At 64.2% G+C, this 18,940-nt stretch carries 15 protein-coding genes; 6 read left to right on the top strand and 9 right to left on the bottom strand.

Translation table 11 applies throughout. The features are described 5' to 3' along the window. Positions 1-5: 5 nt before the first annotated feature. Positions 6-974: an SMP-30/gluconolactonase/LRE family protein gene (locus EP7_RS08100; protein WP_463528384.1), complete on the bottom strand. Its 969-nt coding sequence runs from the start codon at positions 972-974 to the stop codon at positions 6-8. Positions 975-1,301: 327 nt separating this feature from the next. Between EP7_RS08100 and EP7_RS08095 the strand changes: the two genes are divergently transcribed. Further along, positions 1,302-1,463 (top strand): hypothetical protein, encoded by a 162-nt coding sequence (locus EP7_RS08095; RefSeq protein ID WP_463527335.1) that lies wholly within the window; start codon positions 1,302-1,304, stop codon positions 1,461-1,463. A 99-nt stretch (positions 1,464-1,562) separates the two neighbouring features. Here the strand turns inward: EP7_RS08095 and msrB are convergent, their stop codons facing one another. From msrB to EP7_RS08060, 7 genes are all read right to left on the bottom strand, one after another. Continuing rightward, complete coding sequence (gene msrB, locus EP7_RS08090) at positions 1,563-2,279, bottom strand: peptide-methionine (R)-S-oxide reductase MsrB (RefSeq protein ID WP_463527334.1); 717 nt, start codon at positions 2,277-2,279, stop codon at positions 1,563-1,565. Positions 2,280-2,397: 118 nt separating this feature from the next. Further along, positions 2,398-3,825, bottom strand: coding sequence for a DUF1501 domain-containing protein (locus tag EP7_RS08085; RefSeq protein WP_463527333.1), 1,428 nt, complete (start codon positions 3,823-3,825; stop codon positions 2,398-2,400). 28 nt (positions 3,826-3,853) lie between these two features. After that, on the bottom strand, positions 3,854-6,661 hold the full coding sequence (locus tag EP7_RS08080; protein WP_463527332.1) for a DUF1553 domain-containing protein: 2,808 nt from the start codon (positions 6,659-6,661) through the stop codon (positions 3,854-3,856). Positions 6,662-6,690: 29 nt separating this feature from the next. Further along, positions 6,691-7,251: a dTDP-4-dehydrorhamnose 3,5-epimerase gene (gene rfbC, locus EP7_RS08075; RefSeq protein WP_463527331.1), complete on the bottom strand. Its 561-nt coding sequence runs from the start codon at positions 7,249-7,251 to the stop codon at positions 6,691-6,693. Beyond that, positions 7,248-8,135, bottom strand: coding sequence for a glucose-1-phosphate thymidylyltransferase RfbA (rfbA, locus tag EP7_RS08070; protein ID WP_463527330.1), 888 nt, complete (start codon positions 8,133-8,135; stop codon positions 7,248-7,250). Before rfbA ends, rfbC begins: the two co-directional genes overlap by 4 nt. Positions 8,136-8,256: 121 nt before the next feature. Then, entirely contained in the window at positions 8,257-9,162 is a 906-nt protein-coding gene (locus tag EP7_RS08065; RefSeq protein WP_463527329.1) for a DMT family transporter, read from the bottom strand. Between the two features lie 222 nt (positions 9,163-9,384). Beyond that, positions 9,385-9,771, bottom strand: coding sequence for a VOC family protein (locus tag EP7_RS08060; protein WP_463527328.1), 387 nt, complete (start codon positions 9,769-9,771; stop codon positions 9,385-9,387). A 290-nt stretch (positions 9,772-10,061) separates the two neighbouring features. Between EP7_RS08060 and EP7_RS08055 the strand changes: the two genes are divergently transcribed. The 5 genes from EP7_RS08055 to EP7_RS08035 all read left to right on the top strand — a co-directional run bounded on the left by EP7_RS08055 (position 10,062) and on the right by EP7_RS08035 (position 17,202). Beyond that, a complete protein-coding gene (locus EP7_RS08055) occupies positions 10,062-11,000 on the top strand; it encodes a sugar phosphate isomerase/epimerase family protein (RefSeq protein ID WP_463527327.1) in 939 nt (312 codons plus the stop codon). 170 nt (positions 11,001-11,170) lie between these two features. Further along, positions 11,171-11,923, top strand: coding sequence for a PAQR family membrane homeostasis protein TrhA (gene trhA, locus EP7_RS08050; protein ID WP_463527326.1), 753 nt, complete (start codon positions 11,171-11,173; stop codon positions 11,921-11,923). Between the two features lie 181 nt (positions 11,924-12,104). Continuing rightward, positions 12,105-13,073: an amidohydrolase family protein gene (locus EP7_RS08045; RefSeq protein ID WP_463527325.1), complete on the top strand. Its 969-nt coding sequence runs from the start codon at positions 12,105-12,107 to the stop codon at positions 13,071-13,073. A gap of 175 nt (positions 13,074-13,248) precedes the next feature. Beyond that, on the top strand, positions 13,249-14,283 hold the full coding sequence (locus tag EP7_RS08040) for an N-acetylmuramoyl-L-alanine amidase (protein ID WP_463527324.1): 1,035 nt from the start codon (positions 13,249-13,251) through the stop codon (positions 14,281-14,283). A 2,217-nt stretch (positions 14,284-16,500) separates the two neighbouring features. Further along, positions 16,501-17,202 (top strand): Calx-beta domain-containing protein, encoded by a 702-nt coding sequence (locus EP7_RS08035; protein ID WP_463527323.1) that lies wholly within the window; start codon positions 16,501-16,503, stop codon positions 17,200-17,202. Between the two features lie 140 nt (positions 17,203-17,342). Here EP7_RS08035 and EP7_RS08030 read toward each other — a convergent pair whose 3' ends face one another. Then, entirely contained in the window at positions 17,343-17,933 is a 591-nt protein-coding gene (locus tag EP7_RS08030) for a hypothetical protein (RefSeq protein ID WP_463527322.1), read from the bottom strand. Positions 17,934-18,940 lie beyond the last annotated feature (1,007 nt).

The raw sequence follows: 18,940 nt of genomic DNA, 5'->3' as shown, positions 1-18,940 counted from the left end.
CTCGTTTAGAATCGAGCGGCGCCGGTGTTCACGCGGACCCGACCGAGGTACATATCCGCGTTGATATAGAGCGTCTTGCCGTCGTCTCCCCAGGCGCAATTGCCGGTGGCCTCGCCGGTGGCGAATGTTCCCAGGTGCGTCCCGTCGGGGGCGAAGACCAGAACGCCGCCCGGCGCGGTGGCGAACAGGTTGCCCTCCTTGTCCACCTTCATGCCGTCGGGAAGCCCTTTCTTCGTGGCCACGCTGGCCGTCACGTCGGCGAAGATCTTCCCCTCGCCCAGCGTGCCGTCGGCCTTCACCGGGTAGGCCTTCCAGAGGGCAAGCTTGGGGTCGGAGTTGGCCACGTACAGCGTCTTCTCGTCGGGCGAGAACGCCAGGCCGTTGGGAAACGTCAGCTCATCCGTCAGCAGCGTCACCTTGCCGTCCTTGCCCAGCCGGTACACGCCGTTGAACGGGATTTCCTTACTCGGGTCGTCGTTCAGCTTCAGCAGGCCATAAGGCGGGTCTGTGAAATAGAGATCCCCGTTGGACTTCACCACCACATCATTGGGGCTGTTGAACCGCTTGCCATCGTACTTGTCGGCCAGGGTGGAGAACGACTTGCCGTCGGCCTCCAGGGCCGCGACCCGGCGGTCGCCGTGCTGGCAGAGGATTAGCCTCCCGGTCGCGTCGATCGCCAGTCCGTTCGAGCCCGGCTCGCCGACGCGGGCCGGGCCGGCGGTGTAACCGCTCGGCTTCAGGAACACCGAGGTTCCTGCCCCCTGCTTCCACTGGAAGACCACGTTCTGCGGGACGTCGGAGAAGAGCAGACGCCCCTCCTTCTTGTCCCAGACCGGTCCCTCGGACCAGTCGAACCCATCCGCAAGCCGCTCGACCACCGCACCGGCCGGCACGATCGCGTCGAACTTCGGGTCGATCCGCTCGATTGTCCCGACCGTGGTCGACTGGCCGCGTGCCTCTCCGCTCAGCCACATCGCGGCCCCGAAACCCAGGGCTAGCAGCGGCGCGACGCTCACGCGAACGCCCTTGCGCAGGTCATTCATGGTGATTCAACTCTCTCGTGATGCGGGAAGGATTGGCCTGCCTCTTCGGCCGTTGTTGCCGACAGCCTAGCCCGCACCTCCGCCGCCCGCAATCATCGGCCGCCGAGCGGCCATGATGCCTCGGAGAGAAACGCCCGCGTGTCGAGCAACGCGAATCGGCATTGATTCGCGAGATTTGTGCGATTGGCCCGCGAGATGCAGTGAATTGACTGTGCCATCCGCGTCCGAGCTTCTCCCACCGATTCCAAGGGGTGAACCATGTCCGACGCCAAGGATAAGGCCAAGCAAGGCATCGACAAGGCCGCTGAGGGTGCCAAGAAGGCCACCGAAAAGGTCGTCGAGGGGGCCAAGGGCGCCGCGCAGAAGGCCGGCGATGCGGTCAAGAAGGTCGGAAAAGACATCAAGGATGCCGCCAAGTAGTCCCGGCCGCAGATGGACCTCGGCGGTCTTGAAAAATCGAAGCGGCCCGGGTCGCGAAATTCATGCGCGGTCCGGGCCCTTTGACATATTAAGGGGTTTTTATCGCCGCGGCTTCTTGACGGGCGCCGTATTCTTCGCGGGAGTCGGCTTGGTCTCGTCGCCTTCCGTGTCTGCCGCGTCACCCTCCTTGAATTCCTTCTCCTCGGACTTCTCCGGCTCGCCTTTCTTCGATTTTGCCGCGGGCTGGGCGGTGAACGGTTTGAGCTGGAGCGCGGCCGAGTTGATGCAGTACCGCAGCCCGGTCGGCTCGGGCCCGTCGTTGAAGACGTGGCCCAGATGGGCATCGCACCGCTTGCACATCACCTCGACTCGGGGCTCGACCGCGACCGAGTAATCCATCGCCTGTTCGACCGCCTTGTTGCTCACCGGCTGGTAGAAGCTCGGCCAGCCCGTGCCCGACTCGAATTTCGTCTTCGAGCTGAACAGCGGTGCCCCGCAGCCCACGCAGACGAATATGCCCTTGGGATGCCCCGTCGCATATCGACCCGTGAATGCCTGCTCGGTCCCCTTCTGTCGGGTCACGTAATATTGCTCGCGGGTGAGCAGCTTCCGCCACTGAGCATCCGTCCGCCGCACCTTGGCATCCGGGTCCGCCTTCGCTTCGGCCTTCGCGGGCGCCGACGTCTCGGGCGGATTCTCCCCCTCAACCTTGCCCGCTGCATTCTTCGAGGGCGCCTGCCCGATCGCCGGGACGACGAGCCCTGCACCGATCAGCAAGCCCGCCGCCAAGCCCCAGGGCTTCCATCCGATCGTCATGGCCTGGTTCTCCCCGTTCGCCGATTGATCGACGCGATCCGACCTCGGAAATCCGGCCGGCGCCTTGACCCATTGTAGGAGTACCGCTCTGTCCGGCAATGCGGGCCCGGAGATCACCTCATCCGAGGATCTCACGAACCACATGACCCGACACGTCCGTCAGTCGGAACGGCCGGCCGGCATAAGTGTAGGTCAGGCGTTCGTGATCCAGGCCCAGTTGGTGCAAGATGGTGGCATGCAGGTCGTGCATGTGCACCTTGTCTTCCACCGCGTAGTGGCCGAACTCGTCAGTCGAGCCGAGCGAGAAGCCCGGCTTGAAACCGCCTCCGGCCAGCCAGACCGTGAACCCGCCCGGGTTGTGGTCGCGGCCCGTACCGTTGCGCTCGGCATAAGGGGTCCGGCCGAACTCGCTGCCCCACCAGACGATCGTATCGTCCAGCAGACCTCGGGCTTTCAGATCGGAGAGCAGCCCGGAAATCGGGCGGTCGACGGCCCTTGCATGCGTGGCGTGCTTCGCCAGGTCGGAATGCTGGTCCCAGGCGGGGTTGGCCGTGTTGTCCCCGTAGGTGACCTGCACGTAACGCACCCCGGCCTCGCATAGCCTCCTGGCCATCAGGCACTGGCGGCCGAAATTCTCCGTCTCGGGTCGGTCGATCCCGTAGAGCGACTTCGTCTCCGCGCTTTCGCGAGTTAGATCCAAGACGTCTGGGGCCTCCGACTGCATCCGCCAGGCCAGCTCGTAAGACGAGATCACCGCCTCGAATTCGTCGTCCCCCGGCCGACGTCCCGCCTGCTCCGCGTTCAGCCTGCGGATGAGGTCGAGCCCCTGCCGCCGCTCGTCGGCCGACAGCTTCGGGTTCTTCAAATTGCGGATCGTCGCCTCGGATGCGGGCCCCCCCGCCCGTCCCAGCGCGGTCCCCTGAACCGACGCGGGCAGGAATGCGTTGCCGTAATTGCGAGCCCCTCCGTTGCCCGCCGACGGGCAGATGGAGACGAAGCCGGGCAGGTTCTCGTTCTCCCTCCCAAGCCCCCGCAGCACCCACGAGCCCATCGAAGGCCGCACCGACGTCGTCGCGCCGCAGTGCAGGAACAGGGTGGCCGGCCCGTGCGCAACCCCCTCCGTGTGCATCGACTTGATGAAGCAAAGATCGTCGACGTGCCCGGCGATCTCGGGGAACAGGTCCGAGGCCCAGGCGCCCGTCTCCCCGTGCTGGCTGAAGCTCCAGGGAGATCTCATCACCCGCTGCGACGACCCTCTGGCGCCAGTATTGGCGATCACCCGCGCATCGTCGAACGGCATCTGGCTACCGTCGTCCTTCGCCAGCCTCGGCTTGTAATCGAAGGAATCGACCTGACTGACTCCCCCCTGCATGAAGAGGAAGATGACCCGCTTGGCACGCGCGGGATGATGCGTGCCCGGGATCCACTTGTTTCCCTTCGGGACCTCGGCGACGGCCCGCTCCGAGGTCAGGGCGGCCAGCGCCAGGTGACCGAACCCGCATGCGGCGACTTTCAGGGCGTCTCGGCGTCGGATCCCATGGCTCATGGCGTCGCCTCCCGGTCTAGCGGTGTTCTCAGTCCAGATCGCGGAAATCGAGCGACCCGAATAGCCCCTGAATGACGATCGACCAGGCCCGCAAACGATCTCCCCCGGACTCGCCGAGGAAACGCAAGAGGATAACGCGTTCCTCATCCGTCGGCCGCCGCCCCAGCGTCAGTTTGAAGCCTCGATCCAGCCTCCCTAGGTCGTCAGCCTCAGGCCCGTTCAGCAGCCTTCGCGCGGTCCTCTCCGACTGCTCGAGCACGAACGGATGATTTAAAAGGAACAAGGCCTGAGGTGCCACCGTACTCGTCTCGCGGCGGCCGACCACCATGCTCGGGTCGGCGAAGTCGAAGAGCTCGAACAGTTCGGGCAACGCGTTGCGGAAGACGGGCACGTAGACCGACCTTCGCTCCCCCTCTCCTTTGAACCCGTAATCCGCCGCCAAGTCGGCCCCGAAGCCAGGGCCTCCCATCACTGGATCCAGCGACCCCGAAGCCGCGAGCATCGCGTCCCGCAGGCACTCCGCCTCCAGGCGCCGACGATTCGCTCGCCCGAGCAGCCGGTTCTCGGGGTCAATTGCCGTCGCTGCGTCCGACACGGCCGACGACAGCCGATATGCTTTCGACAGCACCAGGCGTCGCACCAGGGCCTTCGTCGACCAGCCGTCGTGCATGAACTCGATTGCCAGGTGGTCGAGTAATTCGGGATGAGAGGGCGGCTCGCCTGTCGTGCCGAAGTTATCCGGCGTGGGAACAAGGCCGGCCCCGAAGAGCCATTGCCACGCCCGATTGACATAGACGCGTGCCGTTAGAGGGTTCTCGCCCGAGGCCAGCCAGTCGGCCAGCTCGCGCCTGCCGCTCTCGCTCGCAGAAAAACCCGGCGGCTCGCCCGCTGAGGCCACTTGCAGAAAACCTCGAGGGGCCGGGTCGCCCAGTGTATGCACATTCCCTCGCACATGAACGCGCGTGTCGGCGATTTCCGACTCCTCCACGACCGCCATCGCCATCTCTCGCCTGGGACCTTCTGCCCTAAGCCGCTTCAACTCGGCCTCCAGGGCATCGAGGGCCGCCGAATCCGGGTCTGGTCCCGAGGATTCGGGCTTCAACCCCGCGGGCAGGAACGCGACGGCGTCGACGGTAACATGGCCGGTCGTCCCCTCGTTGGAGACCAGTACATAAGCCTGGTTCCCCTTCTCGAACCGGAACCTCCCCAGAGATGAGAACCGGCCGTCGACCGCCGGTGTGGCCCGCATGTCGACATGAACGATTGTCTCGCCCTCGACGTTGAGGATCGTCACCGGCACACGCCCCGCGCGGCTACCGCCCGGCGCGTAGGCCAATCGCACCTCGTACTCGCCGGCCGCGGGCAACTCGGGCTGGAACGTAACCGATTTGGCCCCCTTCCCGGCATTGTCGTCGTGCAGATACCCCGCACCAATGTATGTGCCTGAATGCGTAGAGCCCGACCAGTTCCCCACCTTCTTCGCACCGATGTCATCCAGGACGATCCCCGGCAAGGAGCCGGCCGCGACGACTCCCTTCACCGAACCTTTTCCCGAAGCCGCGAGCGCCGCCTTCGAACTCTTGATCCGCGACTCGAGCGAGGCCAATGCCGCTTCATGCCGGGCCAGCTTCGCCTCGACGTCGGGAGTCTCGGGTAGCGGGCGTTCCAGCCACTTCGAGACATTCGCATGCTCGAGCGTCTTCGTATTCCGGAGGATCCCCGCGATTGCGTAGTAATCCTTCGTCGGGATCGGGTCGAACTTGTGGTCGTGGCAGCGGGCGCAGGCGATCGTCTGGCCCAGGACCGCCTTGCCGATCACGTCGATCTGCTCGTCCACCACGTCCATCCGGAGCTGACCTTTGTCCTGCTCCTCCAGGTTCGTGTTTCCCAACGCCAGGAACGTGGTCGCCACCCGGCCCCGCCTCCGGTCGGCCAGCGTGTTCCCGCCGATCAGGTCTCCGGCCACCTGCTCGCGAAGAAACTGGTCGAACGGCATGTCCCGATTGAACGCGTCGATCACGAAATCGCGATACCGCCAGGCTTCCTTCATCACCAGCCCGCGCAGGGTCTGAGACTCGCCGAACCGCGCCACGTCCAGCCAGTGCCGCCCCCAACGCTCGCCGAACCGGGGCGAAGCAAGCAGCCGGTCGACGGCCCGCTCATAGGCACCGGGGCGATCGTCGGCGGCAAACTCCGCCACCTCCTCGGGCGTGGGGGGCAGACCGGCCAGGTCGAAGGTCAGCCGACGGATCAATGTCTCCGGGCACGCCTCCGAGGCCGGTGGCAACCCCGCCGCCTCCAGCTTCGCCAGCACGAAGCGGTCGACATCCCCGAGCGGCCAGGCCTCGTCACGCACCGAGGGCGAGGGCCGATCCTCGGGCGGGCGATAGGCCCAGAATTGACGCCCCGCCTCCAGGTTGATCCCCGGCCTCTTCGCCTCAACCGTCCCGGACTCACGGGGGTCTGGCGCACCCATCTCAATCCAGCGTCTGAAGTCCTCGACGACCGCCGTCGACAGCTTCGTCTTCGGGGGCATCTCCGGCCCTTCATGCCGGATCGCCGCCAGCATGGAGCCTTCGTCAACCTGACCCGGCACGATCGCCGGGCCCGAGTCTCCCCCCTCGATCAAGGCCCGCCGGCTGTCGACGCGCAGGCCCCCTTTGATCGACTTCGCCCCTTCGGCGTGGCACGCATAGCACTCGCGGACCAGCACGGGCCGGATCTTCGACTCGAAGAACGCCAGCCCCGCCTCATCTCCGGCGTGGGCGACCTCGGGCGATCCGGCGAAGGCAGCCAGCCCCAGGATGAGGCCCCATCCAAGCACCCGGTCTTGCATCGCGGAAGCCTTTCGGGGCCGGCATGCCCCTACGACGTGAAACGCGGAACGCGCCCGGGCGCGATGTCCTTTGCCCTCGGCGCGTCGGCATCCTTCGGCGACAAAATCGGCGAGTCGACCGGCCAGGAAATCGCCACGTCGGGGTCGTCCCAGGCGAGGCTCGACTCATCCGTCGGCACGTAGAAGTCAGTGCATTTGTACATCACCAGGGCCGTGTCGCTGACGACCTGAAACCCATGTGCGAACCCGGGAGGGATATATGCCTGCCGCCCGTCTGCCGAGGTGAGCTGCATCCCCACCCACTTCAGGTACGTGGGCGAGCCCACGCGGATGTCCACCGCGACGTCGAAGATTTCGCCCTGGATCACCTGCACCAGCTTCCCCTGACCCCTGGGGTGCTGGTAGTGCAGCCCGCGCAGGACTCCCTTCGTCGATGACGACAGGTTGTCTTGCACGAACCGCTCGGGGAGCCCCGCCTCGGCTGCGTAGCGCTCCTGTTGCCAGGTCTCGACGAAGTAGCCCCGGTCGTCGCGGAAGATGCGCGGCTCGATCAGGACGACGCCGGGAAGCTCGGTCTTCTGGATGTTCATGTGAGGGGATTCGTCCGCGATTTGTCGTCGAGGAGGTTGCGCAGGTAGGTCCCGTAGTCGTTCTTCATGCCGTCGGCCAGCTTGGCAAGGTGCGCGTCGTCGATGTAGCCCATCCGGTAGGCCACTTCCTCCACGCAGGCGATTTTCAGGCCCTGCCGCTGCTCGACGATCCTCACGTAGTCCGAAGCCAGCAGGAGTGCCTCGTGCGTGCCGGTATCCAGCCAGGCGGTGCCACGGCCCAGGATCTCGACGTTCAGGTCGCCGCGATCGAGGTACGCTCGGTTCACGTCGGTGATCTCGTACTCGCCCCGCTTCGACGGCTTCAGCCCGGCGGCGATCTCCACCACCGTATTGTCGTAGAAGTAGAGGCCCGTCACCGCATAATTCGACCGAGGCTTGACGGGCTTCTCTTCGAGGCCGATCGCCTTGCCGCCGGCGTTGAACTCGACCACTCCGTAGCGCTCGGGGTCCTTCACATAGTAGGCGAACACCGTCGCGCCACCGTCCTGCGCCGCGGCACGCTGCAACGCCTCGCTCAGCCCGTGGCCGTGGAAGATGTTGTCCCCCAGCGCCAGGGCGACGCTCTGATCGCCCACGAACGACTTGCCGATCACGAACGCCTGCGCCAGCCCGTTGGGCTCAGCCTGCTCTGCGTACGAGAAACTCAGGCCCCACTCCGAGCCATCTCCCAGCAAGGCTTCGAACCGTGGGAGGTCCGTCGGGGTCGAGATAATCAGGATCTCGCGGATCCCCGCCAGCATCAGGGTGCTCAGCGGATGATAGATCATCGGCTTGTCGTAGACGGGAAGGAGTTGCTTGCTCACGACCCGCGTGAGCGGATAGAGGCGCGTCCCGGAGCCCCCTGCTAGGATAATGCCCTTCATAGACGTGGATCCAACCCCCCACTTCCGCCGCTCCGCGAATCCGATCGGCGCGCCCCGATCGATGGCCACGAATTCTAACGGACGGGGCCCCGATCCCGCCAGAGTAGACAAGCATGCCAGCCTAGCCTGACCCTCGTTCCAGCTCCTCGCCGCGAACGACCACGGTCGGACCGGAGGGAGGCCTCCTTTTGCTCGCACCTCGGACCACCAACCAGCAGGTCGGCGCGAGAACCAGGGCCATCCCGGTGAGCTTGCGCAGGGTGGCCGAATCTCCCCAGATCAGGACGTCGAAGGCGAGCCCGAACGCGACCTGGCTGAAGCTGACCACCGAGACCCGCCCCGGCGGGCCGCTGGCGAACGCCTTCGTCAGGCAATATTGCCCAGCAGTCCCTGTCAGCCCCACGCCCAGCAGCAACGCAATCGTCGCCGGCTCGAGCGTATGCGGCCCAATCATCTCCGGGGGTGCTAGGCACCAGGCCCCTGCCACCAGCGTGGCGACCCCCGCGAAATGGGCCATCACCGCCCGAGCATCCACACCGCGCAGTCGGTGCAGCCCGAACATCGCCACCGCGGTCGACAATGAGCTGATGATCGCCACCGCCACCGCCACCCGGTCATCCCCAGCCAGGTCGGGCTGCTGCTGGATCAGGACCACCCCCACGAGCCCACAGGCCACGCCCAGCGTCTCCACCAGCGAGGGGGCACGCCCGGCCGCCGCCGCGGACATCAGGACGATCCAGAGCGGATAGGCATTCGTCAGCGTCAGCACGTCACCCACCGGCAGACGCGCCAGCGCGTAGAAGTTGCAGACCAGGCTGAAGCTCCCCGCCAGGCTCCGCATCCAGAGTGAACGCGGCCTGAAGACCCGCAACGGAACGCCCGCCGCGCGGGCCATCGCCGCGGCCGAGACGAGCATGACCAGGGCCCGCGTCAGGGCCACCACCCGCCAGTCGCACCGGGAGCCAAGTGCGTGCGCGAGCCCCCCCATCACGGCGAAGAGGAACGAGCCGGCCAGCATCCAGACCATCGGCCGAGCCTGATTTTCGACCATAACCCGGCCCGAGTGCCGGGCTCCCGCTCCCCTCATCGCATCTGGAATCGAACCCGCGTCCGACACCTCACGGCGACGACGACGCCCCGAGTCCTCCCGGCCATCCGGGGGCCGATATCCTACTCGTTAGCCTCGGGAACGTCCAACGCGAGAGTACGATGGCCCCCGCCTCGACCCGCGAATCTCGTCCGGCCAGGGTCAGGCCGCCGTCGGATCCGCCTGCATCATCCCGAAGACATTGCCGTCGGGATCCTTCGCGTAACAGAGCCAGCCGATCCCCGGCACCGCCATCAGCGGCAGCGCCACCTCCGCGCCCAGCTCCACGGCCTTCGCCAGGGACGACTCCGCCGAGTCCACTCCAACCGTGCAGACGAACGCATTGACTGACTGCTTCGATGGCGCATCCCCATGCCGACGGATCAGGCCTCCATTGATCCCCGGCTCCTCCGCCGGGCCGGTGATCATCGTCCAGTAATCCAGGGGGCCTTCCCACTTCCGGATCGTCCAGCCGAAGAGGGCTGTATAGAACGCGGCCATCGTCTCGGGGTCGGACGCGTGGATCTCGAAGTTGAGAACTCGTGACATCGGACACGACCTCGGCGGGAGATAGGATGCATCTGACCAGTAAGCCTCTCCGCTGATCTTTCCTGCGGGTCATGCCGATGTCAATCCCTTGGGTTTGTGCGCCTGTTCATTGTGGTCGCGCGATCACTCCACGCTGATTGATTATCTCGTTGAGAATCGCGGTCGACCCTCGACCCAGGCCGTCGCGACCGCTATAGACAGTCTGGGGCGCCAGGCGGCATGATCCGTCATCCCTGCGAGCCCACCGACCACGCCCGGCCCGACGGCCGATCCCGCCGAGACCGACCTCCATGAAACGCCGATCCTGGCTCGCCTCCTCTTCCGCACTTTTCACGGGCGCCGGCCTCGCGGCACCCGCCGCCTCCCGCGCCCGGCTTGTCGAAGACGCGGAGCCCTTCGGCTACAGCCTGAATACGAGCACGATCTCAGGTCAGAAGCTACCGATCACGCAGGTCGTCGACATCGCCGCCAAGGCCGGCTATCGGGGGATCGAGCCCTGGGTCCGCGAGCTGGACCAGCACGTTGCCGACGGCGGCTCGCTCAAGGACCTCGGCACTCGCATCGCCGACGCGGGGCTCAGCGTCGAAGGGGCCATCGGCTTCTTCGACTGGGGCGTTGACGATGAGGCACGCCGGGGCAAGGCTATGGACGAGGCCCGGCGCAATATGGATCTCGTCCGCCAGATCGGCGGAAAGAGGCTGGCCGCACCCCCGGCCGGGCTCGTCGACGTCGCCGGGGTCGACCTCCTCAAGCTCGCCGAGAGGTATCGCGCGCTTCTCGTGCTCGGCGACGAAATGGACGTCGTGCCTCAGCTCGAAATCTGGGGCTTCTCCAAGACCCTCGGCCGGCTGGGTGAGGCCGCGCTGGTCGCCATCGAGGCCAGCCACCCTAAGGCCTGCATCCTCCCGGACGTCTACCACCTGCATCGCGGAGGATCCGGCTTCGGCTCGATCCCCATGCTCTCAGGCTCGGACTTTCACGTCTTCCACGTCAATGACTTCCCCGCCACCCCCGAGGCCTCCAAGCTCGACGACTCCCACCGCGTCTACCCGGGCGACGGAGTCGCGCCCCTGACTTCGCTCCTACGCAACCTCAGGTCGATCGGCTTCCGGGGCATGCTCTCGCTGGAACTCTTCAACCGAGAACTCTGGAAGCAAGACCCGCTCGTGGTCGCCCGAACAGGCCTGGAGAAGATCAAGGCCGCGGTGCAGACGAGCCTTGCGCCCTAACCCTCAAACTCCGACCTTTCGCCGGAGTTTTCTGCTCAACGTGCCGTTCCAGGGCGGCCGATTTGCGGGATGATCCTGCACATCTCTTCGGTCGCTCAGTCGTCTGTCCGAACGATCCCCCCGGCCGCCCCGCGCAGTCCCGGCTCGCCCCTCGAGGCGAGGGAGGTTCGATGTTCCTGTTCGACCCGCGCGAGCCGATCAGCACCTGGACTCATGCCTTTGGCGCATTCGTTGCCCTGCCCGTGGCCATCTGGCTCTGGCGTCTCTGCATCGGCGACCAGACCCGCAGGCTGAGCTTCGCCGTATTCGGCGCCGGGATCTTCGGCTGCTACGCCGCCAGCACCATGTATCACGGCGTGCAGGGCTCGGGCAACGAGATCGCGTTCTTCATCACGGTCGATCGCGTAGGTATCTTCGGCCTCATCGCCGCAACCTATACACCCATCCTCTGCGTCGTCTTCCGGGGTCGGGCTCGGGCGCTTTCCCTGGCGTTCGTCTGGGGTTATGCAGCCCTCTGCATCTGGCTCTACGTCAAATTCGGCACGCCCCGCGCGTTGTTCAACACCGCGTTGTATCTGGGCATGGGCTGGGGTGGGCTCCTCTTCTACTTCGAGGCCGAGAAGCGTCTCACTCGACGCGCGATGTTGCCCCTCGTGCTAGGCGGTCTCAGCTACAGCATCGGCGCGATCATCAACTTCGCCGGTTGGCCCAACCCCGTCGATAACGTCTTCGGCAACCACGAGATCTTCCACCTCTTCGTCATGGCTGGCACCGCCTTTCACATCGACTTCATGGCCCGGGTCATCGCCCCCTTCCGGGGGACCACCCGCCGCAGGCCCAATGTCAACACCCGCATCGGCAGCGGCCCGCTCCTCGATCTACAGTCGATGGCCGCCCCCCAATGCAAGCCGGGCGAGAACTGAGATCGGGTCACGCCTCCGCCCGACTCCACGAAGACGAACGGTCGAAGGCCGGCCGACTCGAGCCCCTGCCAGCTTCCAAGAAATCGCCCTCCGGCGCACGCTTGATCCGTCGTGGCCGGCGCCCGACAATCGAGCCCCACAACCCCGACCGACCACCGAGACGCGACCGTGGAGGCCCGAGATGGCCGATCGAATCAGCAGGCGCGACGCCCTCCGCCACACCGCGGCGCTTGCACTGGCCGCCTCCGCCCCAGCAATTCGGACCGCCAAGGCCTCGACGATTGGACTGAAGGAACCCATGATCCCCATCGTCGACACTCATCAACACCTCTGGGACACGACCAAGTTCACCCTCCCCTGGCTCAAGCCCGGAGAGCCCCTCTCGCGCAGCTATCTCATGGCCGACTACCTGGCCGCCACCGCCGGCCAGAACGTCGTCAAGACCATCTACATGGAGGTCGACCTCAGGGTCGACCAGCAGGCCGCCGAGGCCGACTACGTCATCGGGCTTTGCCGGGCCGGCGACAACCCCATGGTCGGCGCCGTCATCTCGGGCAGGCCCTCGTCCGACGGCTTCAAGGCCTACATCGGGAAATATAAGGACACACCCGAGGTCAAGGGGCTGCGTCAGGTCCTCCACGGCGAGGAGACCCCCCCCGGCTATTGCCTCAGCCCCGCTTTCATCGCCGGGATCCGGCACCTGGGCGAGCTCGGCAAGAGCTACGATATCTGCATCCGTCCCGCCGAGCTGGCCGATGCCGCCAGGCTGGTCGACGCATGCCCCGGCACCTCATTCATCCTCGACCACTGCGGCAACGCCGACGTTCGGTCGAAGGATCGGTCCGCCTGGAAGTCCGGCATCGATGCCCTGGCCAAGAAACCGAACCTCGTCTGCAAGGTCTCCGGCATCGTCGCCTCCGCCAAGGGGTTCCCCTGGACTGCCGACGACCTCGCCCCCATTGTCGACCATGTCCTCGATGCATTCGGCCCCGATCGCGTCATCTTCGGCGGGGACTGGCCCGTCTGCACCCTCGCCGCAACCTACATCGAGTGGCTCGATGCCCTGAAGGAGATCATCGCCGACCGCTCCGAGTCCGATCGCCGCAAGCTCTTTCACGACAACGCTCTGCGAATCTACCACCTCTCGTAAGCCGGTTGTGAGCCAGGCAAAGCTGCCCCCGGCCGGCACGGGGGGCGATGGCCCGCTTGACGGATCTACTAAGAAATTGGGACAGTCTGGCCATGCCGGGCAACCTGTCAACCGATTCGGCGCGTCCCGGCGAATCAATTCATCTCGAATGTGAATTCGACGATGCGAGGAATGGATGCGACACGCTAGCCAGATTCGACGCCTTTTCTTGGCGCTCGTCGCCCTCTCCGCATTCCGTCCCGCGATCGCGGACGATGCTCCGCCGAAATCCGCCCCTAAGGTGGGCGCGAGGCTGGCCAGAGACGGGGACGAGATCGTCGTCTGTGGCCAGCTCTATCACACGGGTACGCCGGTCGTGACCTGGATGGACCCCGGCGGCTTCGATGCCTACCGGGTCGACCGCCGATTCGTCCCGGTCGAGCGTGCGGGCTGGAAGGAGACCGCGAAGGAGAAGGCGCTCGAGTCGCCGGCCCGCTATGGCTCCCGACGCGCCGCGATGGAGCCGGCCGCCTTCGAGCGGACCCGGGCAGACGGCTGGGATCTGCCTACCCTCCAGGGGGTCGTCGACCAGTTCGTCATTCATTACGACGTCGCGGGCACGAGTCGCCGCTGCTTCGAGACCCTGCACGATAAGCGGGGCCTCAGCGTCCACTTCATGCTCGACCTGGACGGGACCATCTACCAGACGCTCGACCTGAAGGATGCAGGCTTCCACGCCACGATCGCCAACTCGCGATCCGTCGGCATCGAGATCGCCAACGCGGGGGCCCACGCAGATCCCGGGGCGCTGGACCGTTGGTACGCCCGCGGCGCCGACGGCAAGGTCGCACTCCAGATCCAGAACCGCAAGGACAACGAGGGATACCGAGATCCTTCCGTCCTCCCGCTCCGACCGATCCGCGATGAACTCATCGTCGGCCGGGTCCAGGATCAGTCCCTGAATCAGTACGATCTCACCCCCCAGCAATACGCCGCCCTCATCAAGCTGACTGCAACGCTTTGCACGCTCCTGCCCCGCATCACCTGCGATTATCCACGCGACCCCAGCGGGACTCTCATTCCACGCAAGCTCGCCCCCGACTCCTACAAGGCCTACCACGGAATCCTCGGTCACTACCACGTCCAACTCAACAAGACCGACCCCGGCCCCGCCTTCCAGTGGGACAAAGTCATCGAGGGTGCACGCGTCCTGTTGAAGCCCGCCCCCTGATCGTTTGAAGCCATAACGATGCAAGAGACCGCCTCCGGCACGAGCCCTTCTATCGATGGATGGATGTTCGCGCAAGAGGCCGAGAGTAGGGCGTGAGCTGTTCCCACCGCTGGCGTCGCGTGCCCGGTCGGGCTCAGCCGTCCGACGCCGTGAGCACACGGGAGGGAGTCTCCCGGATTCGTCGACCTGGCCGAGACACCGTCTCGGCCGGTCGACCGTGGTTCCTCAACATTGACGGCCCTCAGCACTTCCATTCTGCCCGGGGTGAGGCCTGCGGTCTACGTGCCGAAGAGCGTGGCATCCACGCTTGTGGCATTCGTGTGCTCGATGGAATGCGTGGATCGATTCAAAGATTCCGACTCCGCTTGAGTGCGGCCATGTCGGCGTGGTCGGAGGCGTTGACGCTTATGGCGTGGGCATGGTCTCGATCCACAGAATCGGATCGCCTGGGCCTCTCGACTCCGCACGAGATTGGCGTCAGTCCGTTTATGGGCGGCGGCCCTACGAAAGTTGCAGTGTAGTCATTTCCCCGGCTTTGCGCCCGCGCGCATCCAGTCTTGCGTGCATTTAAAAGAAAAGTGGTCCTGAACGCGTTGTCGTCATCGTCGATCCTGCCGGTGCAGTCGCGTCAGGCGGCAATAACCATCCCGCCCGTGACTCGACGCCGGGACCTCGAAAGTCCCGTATAACCCGCCCAAGCCGCATTCGAGCCGATACGAACCCGAGCATCTCACCGCCATGCTGCCTGAGCAGAGCCGACCGGACGGCTTTTCGACCGCGGCCGCGCTCGATTCGACGCGATCGATTCGGATCTATCCCGCCGGCTGGTCGATTCTCTCGCGTAATCCGCGGCGTTCGCTGGGAGAAAAATCGAATCAAACCCCGACGCAGAGTGCAGCCGTAGCGATCGAGTTTTTGCCCCCGCAGAGCGGTTTCCCGGTCAGGTAATCCGTCTCGGGGAGGCCGCGATTCGTTCATAAGGAGTCTGGCATGAATACCCCGTTTCGGGTCATGGGGCCAGGCTTCACTCCCGCGATCCCGGGCGAACTTTCGGTGTGGAGAGGCCGGGCGGATCGTCATTGAGGCGTGCGGAGTGCGGTGGCGCCCAAGGTGATCTACCGGTCGTCGAGCCGGAATTTCCTCGGGAGACCGTCGTCCCGGCGACTAATCGCCTCGGCATCGTTTTGCCACAGATAGCCACTCGGGGGGGCAAGTCGGTGGTGGGTGATGTGTGCGTGACCGGGAATGTCAGCGCACTTCGGCCCGAATCAACGTCGCCTAGCGAACGCGAAACCCGACGGAAATGGCCCGGAATTCGGCAGGAAACCGTCGTAATGCGAACCCGAAGGCGCCGCGGCCGATCTCGCCGACGCATGACGGTTTCAGGGACGTCATCAATGCTCCGATGCAGAACGCCGATTCGGACGTCCTGCTTTTAAAAACCTGATGACGCGAGGCGATCCTGGATGATTTCGTGGCAATCCGATCTGCCCTCTCTCTTCAATGCAGTGGTGGATGCCTGGAGGGATTCGAATCCGCAAGCATCCATGAGGGGCTTCTGCCCCGCAAAATATCGGGCAAGATTGAGGGAAATGTTGCGATTTGATTGGACTGATTCAGCACGTGAGGATATTTGATCTCGAAGGCGATGGGTCGCCATCCGGTGTCTGAATCGAGATACTGCATATGTTGCCTTCGGGAGAATCAGACGTTATTTATGCCAAGATCGGGAAATTTTTCTTGATGAAGTCATTCGAGTTCGTTACTTTCCAACCTCACTTGCGACGCAGGGGGTCGCTCAGTTCGGAACGAACCCGAGATTGTCCTCCTTCGCCGAAAGTGAAGGCCGTCCCGAAGTCGGGACTCGTTGCAATGTTGCAGACCCCCAGCGGGTCGGAAGTGCTTGCATCGTTTCCCTCGCCGGGAAACTTCTCTCCCGGCCTCAATCCGTGACCTATCCTCGACTCAGTCTCTTTTGAACTAGCGACGGCCTCGCGGCATTCGATGCCGGCGATGCACGTCCGATTTCTCCCCCTCCCGTCCCTTCCCCTCGGCAATCCGGGCGGGAACGGGGCAGATCGTCTTACGCGCCTCGAAATCCGGCCCTTTCCATTGGGGAACTGAAGAATGCTCTTCACCCGATTCCAAGCTTTGGCTGCGCGTCGTCGCACAGCCGCCCGCCGCATCGCGATGGCTCGTCGTCCCGAGTTGGAATGCATGGAAGGAAGACAGCTGTTGGCGACGGTGCCTTACATCACCATCAACAGCCCGAAGATCACCGAGGCGACCGGCACGAACAACGTCGTGCCGTTCACGGTCAATCTGACCAGCGCCTCGACGAGCCCGGTCACGATGAATTATCAGACCGTCAACAAGACGGCCCTCGCCGGCTCCGATTACATCGCGACGAGCGGGACGCTGACCTTCGCGCCGGGCGAGCGGGTCAAGACCATCCCGGTCACGGTGATCGGCGATTCGGCGGTCGAATTGAGCGAGGTGTTCGGGATCCAGCTCTCGGGTGCCCAGAATGGGGTTCTGATCGGCTCGGTGGGCATCGCCACCATCCTGGACAACGACGCCTGGGTCGCTCCCAAGTTGAACACCGGCGACGTCCAGATGATGCGAGGGTTCACGGGTTCGAAAACAATGGTTTTCAACGTGAGCCTCAACACGACCGTCAAGACTTCCGTCACCGTGGATGTCGCGACCAGCAACGTGACTGCGCTCGCCGGGAAGGATTACGCGGCATTGAGCCAGAGGCTGACCTTCTTGCCGGGTGAGACGATCAAGCAGGTGTTTATCACCATTTACGGGACCGAGACGGTCTCTGCGGACAAGATCTTCTACCTCAAGTTGTCCGGTGCCAACGTCGAACTGGCCCGAACGGCGGCGGCCGGAGTGCTCAAATACGGAGCCTGAGTTCTCGATCGCCGCTTCGACGTCGAAGCGAATGGGGCCCCCGAGAATGGGGGCATACGGAGGATGTAATGGGGAACGGCGTGGCCCCGAGTGCGGGGCCACGCCGTGAGTGGATCGACGTCAGTCTGACCTTGCAGGTCTTAGCTGTTGGACAGCTTGCGACGGCCCATCATGACCAGCATCGAGACGCTGCCCAGGCTAAGCATCGTCAGCGAAGCGGGCTCGGGGATGGCAGTGATCCCAACGCGCCCGGTGATCGACGCCAGGCCGTTGCCCGTGGTGGGTGCACCGAGGTTCACCCGACCAGCCACGCCGTCGTCGGCCGAGGCGATTTGATAGAACACATTGCCGAGGCTCTGCGTCAGCGGCCCATCGAACTGGATGTAAGCCTGGCTATTGTCGAACCGGATGGTCCCGTTCAGCGTGCTGCTGAAGTCGAGTTGGCCGCCGCTGCCGCTGACCTGCGTGATGGTCAGGGTGAAGGTGCCGAGGATCCCCGAGAAGTCCGTGGCAGTCGTCCCCGACGTGTCGAACGTGCCGAAGCTGACCTGCGAGGTGGGCGGGGGGTTGACGGTGTTATCCAAGGAGTTGTTGAAGATGATGGAGACGCCGTTCGCGGCGTCAGAATAGGTGCTGGAACCGGGCGCATCGCCACCGCTGAAGATGCCGGTGGTGATGAACTGGACCTGTTCAGCCTTGACAGCGGTGCCGGCGAGGAGGCTAGCACCCATCACAGCGACGAATCCTAGGGATCTTCCGAATTTCATGTTGCCGAGTCCTTGGTGTCGTCTGGGAACAGAGTCAGCGGCGATTGAGACGAGACAACCGCCGCGGGGGTGAGGGTTCATCCCGAAATTCGCAGATCTCGACCGATGTTCGGTGAACAAACGGCCCCGCCCCGACGTCTCTTGAACGCGGAGGGCATCTTACTCTGCCGCAAGGAACTTAAACAATCGTATCGTCCCTGTGCAATCTAAAATGTCATGATTTGGCGATGTAAAAAAAAGACATCCGTCTTACTTTGGTCGGGTCATGGCTTACCTAGGGATTGGGTGGCCTGAAACCTCATGACAACACTGCCCTATTCGATCATTCGGGAGCCAAAACCTTAGCAAATGGGGCGCCAAACTTGGCCTGCGCCATGCCCGAGTCAAGAACCATTCGATCTTGTTCATTCGGAAACTGGCGAAATCGGTCCCGCGAGTCATCGGACTGGCTCGAACCTGGCGGATTCAATCGAGATCGATTCCCAAAACGAAGCAACAACTTGCTCGCGGGAACGATCCGCTCGATGGGATAACTCGCGAGCCCACCAATCACGAACGCGGCTCGAGGCCAACTGCTCCTTTGGAACGAGCCATGCGACACGAGAGCGTTTGACTTGAGCCGCGAATATCGCACGATTCTCCTCGATCGCCAAAGTCTACATAACCTGTTCACGATTGCGTAGCTCCTAACCCGCGAGGATTGAAAATGCGAACCCAGTTGCCATTTTGGCAGTCATGTGTCGATGGAATGACGATGCCGAAACTACTCCGAATCCGATGACGTAACTTCATCTTAATGTTGGGTTTTGGTTGACGGGCAGCTGAGTGGTGAGGACCAAGCCAACTGTCATTCTGGCGGCCTGGCATTCAGAATTCAGTCACCGACCAGTCTTTCCTATCCGCGGACAAACCCGGCGGCTACCATGTCGTCCAGCGGGTTTTGATCGAGATTCCGTAGAGACACGCGGGAA

The sequence above is a fragment of the Isosphaeraceae bacterium EP7 genome, from assembly GCA_038400315.1.
Lineage (GTDB): Bacteria > Planctomycetota > Planctomycetia > Isosphaerales > Isosphaeraceae > EP7.
Note: the sequence above shows the minus strand (reverse complement) of the source record. Positions and strands in the feature narration are given on the sequence as shown.